Raw genomic sequence first — 7,562 nt, forward strand, 5'->3', positions numbered from 1 at the left:
GAATTGATCAGGTAGATGCCTTCATGGAGATCGCCTTGGCGCCACAGCGTCTCTTCGGGCTCGAAAGTCCGCTTGCGTCCGATCGACAGCAACCGTTTGCGATCGGACTCGCCAAGGCTGTCCAGCACGCCGGGGATCCGGCGCACCAGGCTTTCGCTTTCGACCAGCATGATGCCGGCGGCGGCTTCCGTTTCGGTTCGAGACATCGTGGCCGTCAGATGCAACCCCGCGTCCGGCGCTGAATTGCGCCCAACCGAACTCTGCATCGTCCGAACCCTAGCACCACTCGACGGCGCGGGCGACTACCGCGGCACACCGGAGCTTGCGCCTGCGCCCGATTCCAGGTTTCGTCAAAGCCGGTCACCGATGCGCGCGGCGACCCGGGCCGCTGCTTCGGCCAGCCGGGCCAGTGCGGCGTCGAGATCGGTGGTCTGCAACACCCGGTTTTCGACGACACTTCGGCCGTTGACGATGACGGTGTCGACGTCGGCGCCGGTGGCGCTGAAGACGATGAAGCCGATCGGATCGTGCAACGGGACCGCGTGAGGGCTGCGTGCATTGATCAGGACGATGTCCGCCTTGGCGTCCGGCGTGAGCCGGCCCAGGTCGGCACGGCCGAGCGCATCGGCGCTTCCGACGGTTGCCGCATGGAAGATCTGGGCCGATGTCGTCATCACCGGGGAGCCATCCATCACCCTGGACAGCGTCGCCGCGCAGCGCATCTCCTGGATGATATCGAACGGGTAGGTGTCGGTACCGAGTCCCATGCGCACGCCGGCGCGGACGAACCTGCCGAACGAGCGCATCGCCGCGCCCTGCCGGGCCTTGACCCAGGGCAGGTGAACGATGGTGGTGCGGCTCTCGACCAGCGCCGCCAGTTCCGCCGCCGGGAAACGATCCACGTCGCCGTCTTCGGTCAGATACATGCCGTGGCCGATGATGAAATCCTCCCCCAGCAAGCCGGTCGAGCCGAGCAATGCGATGGTCGAGCAGCCATGCACGTCGCGGATGGTCCGGTACTCGGTTGGAGACTGTCCGGCATGGAGCTGGATCGGAACCTTGATCCGGTCGGCGATCACGCGGGTTTCCCGCAACAGATCCGCATCGCAGGTATCGATCTGGCCCGGTGCCAGCATGGTCCGGATCATGTCGTCATGGCTGCGGTCGGCCGACCGGCAAAAGGCTACGCAGTCGTCGAAGCGCTGGCGGCCACGGTCGGGATACCAGTGATATTGCACCTTGTTGCCGGTCCCGAGCGACCAATAGCCGGACCGGTAGCGCGGCCCGAAATAGGCCCTCACGCCCATCCGTGCGGCGATCTCGACCATCCGCTCGGTCGAGGTGATATCGCCGCCTTCCATCATCTCGAAATCGAAGCCGAGCTCGACGATCGTGGTACTGCCGGACAGCAGCAATTCGGCAAAGGCGCATTCCGCGGCGACCAATTCATCTTCGACAGAAACCGCGCCGCGAACGGTAGGCAGGATGCGATACAGACCGTCGTGATTGGGTGACGCACCCTGCCGTCCCATGTCCTCCCAATAGCCCCTCGTGAACGGCGTATCGGTGACATGCAGATGGGCATTGACGAATCCCGGACAGACGATCTTGCCGGTTGCGTCGATGATCTCGGTGGCATTCGCAGGAAGATCCTCGCCCACATAGGTGATCCGGTCGCCGTCAAAGGCAACCACGCCTGCGGGAATGCAATGATGCCGGCCATCCGCAAAAGCGATCACGTGGCCATTCTTGATGACGGTTGTCAGGGGAAACCTCCGTTCGGTGCAGGGTCGTGAGCGTCATGATCATGGGCCGCCGCAATCCGGTCCGCCCCGGTGTGACCGGCATAGGGTTCGCGGTGCTCGAACTCGGCGGCCACGTCCGTCATGGTCATGAAGACCGCGCCATTGGCCTGAAGGTGGCAGATCAACTTCTCCAGCACGATCATGCGGTGGCCGCGCCCGATGCAATAAGGATGGAAGGTGTAGGTCAGCACGCCCCAATCGACATGGTCGCGCATGTAGTCGAAGTCGGCCATCCAGTTGTCGGCGACGAGGCCCGCGTTGGAAAGGCCGGGCTGGATCCAGTTTGGCGTCCGCACCACCTCGAAATGCGGGGCGTCGTCCAGCGACCAGCTGACCGGAATTTCGATCAGCGGCGTCGTCCGGCCAAATCGGGCGGGCTCGTCCATGGTGATGACGTCGCCGACCCGGGCCCGGTAGGGCGAGTAATCGTTGGCCATGCCGTTGCTTGCATAGCGAAAGCCGTTCTCCAGCAACAGTTCGATGGTGTTCTCGCTCGTATCCCACACCGGTGACCGGTATCCTCGGGGAAGTTTGCCGGTCAGGCGTCCAAGCGTTTCGTTGGCGCGCAGCAGCTCGTCGCGCTCCTGCTCACGGCACATCCCCAGGGGGGACTGATGGGTCCAGCCGTGGTTGCCGATCTCGTGACCAGCGCGATGGATCTCCAGGGTGGCGTCGGGAAACGTCTCGGCTGTATGGCCGGGAACGAACCAGGTTGCTCCGATGCCGAACCGCTCCAGCAATTTCAGGATGCGGCGGGCTCCGACAACGCCGAACTCTCCCCGCGAAATCGGCAGCGGGGTCGTCATCCCGCGCGAAATCCAGATCGACAGGGCGTCGAAATCGAACGAAAGGCAGACGATGTGCTTCTTCATCGCTGATCCGGGACCCACAAACGCAACACGCACATTGATGCGGATTATGGGCGGCCGGAGCGGGGATAAAAGCAATTGATTGCTTTTGCGAATCGGCCTCCCGGAATGCCGATGGCGCGAAATCAGGAGGCACGCGGTCAATGCCAAACATGGCTGTCAACTTCCGGACAGGTCGCAGCTCGTCTGGCGAGCGATGGGATCGCCGAAACGCGAAGCTCTCTGTGGTGAGAACATGCTCATGCGGCACCATGAGAAAGCTCGGCTAACGCTGAGAAATCCGATCCAATATTGCGATCCTGTACTCATCGGATTTTTCCGATACCCAAAGCTGCTTGCGGACGGAATTTACGTTCAAGAAGAATTCGCCGTAAGGCCAGCCATCGCTCTCCGGCAGCACGACCTTCATGCGTGCGGTGAAGCGGTCCTCGTCAGGGATGACAATTCCCCGCAACATAAGAAGCTCGCAGATCACTGCGTTCTTATCCGGCAAGGCTGGATGAGCAAACGGCGCGTAGCCGAAACACTGCTCGAGCTTGCGGAGCACCTGGGTCGTTTGTTCGCCATGCGAGACCAGGACCAACTCCCGTGTCGGATGGCCACGAGGAATGGTCCATTCCTGGCGTTCCTTCAAGATCGGGCCTCGACTTCCATTGTGCTCCCAAACCTCTGCGGCATCTGTATTGCTGCCATCGGATAATCCGACAACGAGACCGAACCCCGCCTGGCTGCCGGCTGAACTCGTCGTGGCGTCGATCCAAAGCTGCTCGCCCCACCTCCATTCCGCGATATCGAACACATACGCTTCAGATTCCGGGATAAAATTCTCAGGGTCGCCTGCAGGATCGGCTCCGTCCAGCCAACGCGCTCCTTTAGGCAATCCTCCGTAAAGTCCCTCCGGTGTCGGCCCAAGCGTTCGTGTCCTGGGCTTCAGCCAATCGAACAGTCCCATCCCACGCCCCTCAAACTACATAATTCGGCAACGCTTCCCTGGTCAAAGCACACGCCACTCCCGCGTGCAAGTTGCGTCGACGCATCTGGCCTCCTCGGTGTCGGCCGACGGCCGGATTGCTTGGTGGTCGGAGAACGTGAAGCGGCCGCCGCTAGCTCGCCTGCGCGTGCGCCGTCGCCTGTTCGGCGTCATACACGATCGCCATGGTGCGCAACACGCTCGACGGATTGACGCTGATCGAATCGATGCCGAGGCCGGTGAGAAAGCGCGCGATCTCCGGATAGTTCGCCGGCGCCTCGCCGCAAATGCCGACATGGCGGCGATTGCGCTTGGCGCCTGCGACCGCCATCGTCAGCATCTGCAGCATGCCCGGATCGCGCTCGTCGAAATCGAACGCGACGATGTCGGAATCGCGGTCGACGCCGAGCGTGAGCTGGGTGAGATCGTTGGAGCCGATCGAGAACCCGTCGAACAATTTGGCGAATTGATCGATCAGGATCACGTTGTTCGGAATCTCGCACATCATGAAGATCTCGAGGCCGCCGTCGCCGCGCTTGAGGCCGTTGCGCGCCATCGCCTCGATGACGCTGCGAGCCTCCTCGACGCGGCGACAGAACGGAATCATGATCTTGAGGTTGCTCAGTCCCATGACGTCGCGGACGCGGCGCAGCGCCGCGCATTCCAGCGCAAAGCCCGCCGCATAGGCCGGATGGGCGTAACGTGCCGCGCCGCGGAAGCCCAGCATCGGGTTTTCCTCCTTCGGCTCGAAATCGGCGCCGGCCACCAGATGGGCATATTCGTTGGTCTTGAAGTCGGACAGCCGCACGATGACGGGGCGGGGATGGAATGCGGCGGCGATCATGCCGACGCCCTCGGAGAGATGCTCGACGAAAAAGTCAGCCGGCTTTTTGTAGCGCGCGGTCAAAAGCTTGATGGTGCGCCGGTCCCGCGCCGATTTGACCTTTTCCGGTTGCGCGAGCGCCATTGGATGGACGCCGATATGCTGATTGATGATGAATTCCATCCGGGCGAGCCCGACGCCGTCGGACGGCGCCATCGCGGTCTTGAAGGCGATTTCCGGATTGCCGAGATTGACCATGATTTCGGTGTGCGGCCTCTTCAGCCGGTCGATCGCAACCCGCTCCACTTCGAACGGCAGGTTGCCGTCATAGACGTGGCCGATGTCGCCATCGGCGCAGGACACGGTGACGGACATCCCAGTCTTCGCCGTCTTGGTGAACGTCTCGGTGCCGACGACCGCCGGCACGCCCATTTCGCGCGCGATGATCGCCGCATGGCAGGTCCGGCCGCCATGGTCGGTGATGATCGCGGCGGCGGATTTCATCACCGGCTCCCAATCCGGGCTGGTGGCGGGCGCGACCAGCACTTCGCCGGGCCTGAAGGCGCGAAGATCGCGCTCGGTCTTGATTAGGCGGACCTTGCCGGAGGCGATCTTTTCGCCGACGGCGCGCCCCGAGGCGAGCGTCTTGCCGGTCGATTTGAGCGAAAAACTCTCCAGCGCGTCCGCATTGCGACGCGAGGCCACCGTTTCCGGGCGGGCCTGGATGATGTAGAGCGCGCCATCGGCGCCGTCCTTGGCCCACTCGATATCCATCGGGGTCGGCGCGCCGGCCAGATCCGAATAGTGTTTCTCCACCGCGATCGCGCAATGCGCCAGGTCCAGTACGTCGCTGTCGCTGATGCAGAACCGCTCGCGATCGGCCCGCGCCGTCTTGACATTGCGGGTGGTTGTGGCGTGTCCCTTGCCGTAGATCATGCGCTGGTCCTTGGCGCCCAGCCGGCGCGACAGCACGGCGCGGAATCCAGAGTTGAAGGTCGGCTTGTGCACATAGAACTCGTCGGGATCGACGGTGCCCTGAACGATGTTCTCGCCGAGCCCATAGACGCCGGTGACGAAGACCACGTCGCGAAATCCGGATTCGGTGTCGAGCGTGAACATCACGCCGCTGGCCGCCAGATCCGAGCGCACCATCTTCATGACCGCGACCGACAGCGCGACCTTGAAATGATCGAAACCGTTGTCGATCCGGTAGGAGATCGCGCGGTCGGTGAACAGCGAGGCGAAGCAGCGGCGGCAGGCTTTCATCAGGTCGTCGGGCCCGCGGATGTTGAGATAACTCTCGTGCTGGCCGGCAAAGCTCGCGGTCGGCAGATCCTCCGCCGTTGCCGAACTGCGCACGGCGACCGCGACATCGGCGCCATACTCCTTTTCGAGCTGCCGGTAGGCTTCGTCGACCTGGCGGCGCAGGCCGGCGTGGTCGGTGGCGGCGTAGACGATGGCGCGCGCCGCGGCAGCGCGCCGCTCCAGATCCACGATGCGGCGCTTGTCGATGCCGGCGAGCAGGTCGCGGAGCTTTTCGAAGGCGCCGGCCTGCGTCAGCGCGTCGCGATAGGCTTCGGCGGTCAGGGCGAAGCCGTTCGGCACCTTGACGCCCTGCGGCGACAGCGCCGAATAGAGCTCGCCCAGCGAGGCGGTCTTGCCGCCGACCAGAGGGACATCCTTCAGCCTGAGATCGCCGAACCATCGGATGTAACCAGGACCAGTCATGGCATCTATCATGGCACTTCCTCCCGCGCTGCAACCTCGCCCCGGGCCGCGGCCAGCGGGCGTGTCAAGCTCGTTGACAGTCTGGCCGCTTGCCGTGTGCCAGGCTTTGCGGAAGATCAATCGTCTGGCGCTGATGTGATCTAGTCAGTCCTGAAACCAGATCATGTCCGAGAACAGCGCCGAAAACCTGCATCGACAGTGGTCCCGCTTCTGGCAAAGCGCGTCAGGCTTCTGGCGCGGGCTGTCGGCATGGCGGGTGTGGCTGCTCTGCGCCGCGCTGGTTGCGATCGTCGTGCTGCAGCTCTATGTGCAGTTCCGCCTCAACTACTGGAACAGGGATTTCTTCGACGCGCTCGAGAACAGGGACGGCGGCCGGCTGCGCGCCCAGGCGCTGCTGCTGATTCCCCTGTGCGCAGCCAGCGTGGCGCTCGCCGTCACCTCGGTGTGGGGGCGCATGACCGTACAGCGCAAATGGCGGGAATGGCTGAGTGGCCATGTGATCGACTACTGGATGGAGGAGGAGCGCTATGTCCGCCTCGCTCAAGTCCAGGATGGCGGCGAACAGCAGATTCCCGAATACCGCATCGCGGAAGATACCAGGATCGCAACCGACGCGCCGGTCGATTTCGCGCTCGGACTCGTCGGCTCGCTGCTCAACGCCATCGTCTTCATTCAGGTGTTGTGGACGGTCGGCGGCAACGCCACCCTTTCGGTGTTCGGCACCAGCTTCTGGATTCCCGGCTATCTCGTCGTCAGTGTCGTCGTCTATTCCGGACTCGTGACCACAGCGATGGTTCTGGTCGGCGCGCCGCTGACCAGGGTGGTCCTGATCAAGGATCAGGCCGAGGCGGAACTGATCACGGCGGCGCATTTGCTGCGCGAGATCGGCGAAGGGGTCGCGCAAAAGCGGCGGGAAGAGGAGGTCAAGCGCGGGCTGTGGCAGGCGCTCGCGAACACGATGGCGCAGTGGCGAAATCTGTGCTGGCAACTCGCGCGCACCACGCTGGTGTCGCAAGGCAACACGCTGCTGGCGCCGGTGATCGGCCTCGTGCTATGCGCGCCGAAATTTTTGGCCGATGCAATGACGCTTGGCGAACTGACGCAGGCCGCCGCAGCCTTCACGCTGGTGCAGGGATCGTTCAACTGGCTGGTCGACAATTACGGCCGGGTGGTGGACTGGATCTCCTCGCTCGAACGGGTCGGCGGACTGCTGCTGTCGCTGGACGATCTCAATCATGCCACCTCGCGGAGCGGCGAGACACCGGCCATGCCCGTCGAGCCGGTCAGGCCGTTGTGAGGATCACCTGCTCGGCAAGACGCCTGATGTCGGAGGGCCGGCACAGTTCGGTGCCGGGATTGAGCAGCGC

General features: G+C 63.4%; 5 protein-coding genes and 1 pseudogene. 1 reads left to right on the forward strand and 5 read right to left on the reverse strand.

Features of this window, described 5'->3' with window-relative positions; genetic code table 11:
- From WCB02_RS19815 to ppsA, 5 genes and pseudogenes are all read right to left on the reverse strand, one after another.
- Window positions 1–206 (reverse strand): annotated as a pseudogene (locus WCB02_RS19815) (Crp/Fnr family transcriptional regulator); the annotation flags it as partial.
- A gap of 144 nt (window positions 207–350) precedes the next feature.
- On the reverse strand, window positions 351–1,739 hold the full coding sequence (locus WCB02_RS19820) for an amidohydrolase family protein (protein ID WP_423960653.1): 1,389 nt from the start codon (window positions 1,737–1,739) through the stop codon (window positions 351–353).
- A gap of 23 nt (window positions 1,740–1,762) precedes the next feature.
- Window positions 1,763–2,677: a polysaccharide deacetylase family protein gene (locus WCB02_RS19825; protein ID WP_423960655.1), complete on the reverse strand. Its 915-nt coding sequence runs from the start codon at window positions 2,675–2,677 to the stop codon at window positions 1,763–1,765.
- Window positions 2,678–2,939: 262 nt separating this feature from the next.
- The gene (locus tag WCB02_RS19830; protein ID WP_423960657.1) at window positions 2,940–3,626 is read right to left on the reverse strand and encodes a hypothetical protein; all 687 of its coding nucleotides are present in this window, start codon (window positions 3,624–3,626) and stop codon (window positions 2,940–2,942) included.
- Window positions 3,627–3,777: 151 nt separating this feature from the next.
- Entirely contained in the window at window positions 3,778–6,195 is a 2,418-nt protein-coding gene (gene ppsA, locus WCB02_RS19835; protein WP_423960659.1) for a phosphoenolpyruvate synthase, read from the reverse strand.
- Window positions 6,196–6,358: 163 nt separating this feature from the next.
- On the opposite strand from ppsA, the gene WCB02_RS19840 reads away from it, so the two are divergent.
- Window positions 6,359–7,492 (forward strand): SbmA/BacA-like family transporter, encoded by a 1,134-nt coding sequence (locus tag WCB02_RS19840; RefSeq protein ID WP_423960661.1) that lies wholly within the window; start codon window positions 6,359–6,361, stop codon window positions 7,490–7,492.
- Window positions 7,493–7,562: the final 70 nt, after the last annotated feature.

This window comes from Bradyrhizobium sp., from assembly GCF_049581145.1.
Taxonomy (GTDB): Bacteria; Pseudomonadota; Alphaproteobacteria; order Rhizobiales; family Xanthobacteraceae; genus Bradyrhizobium.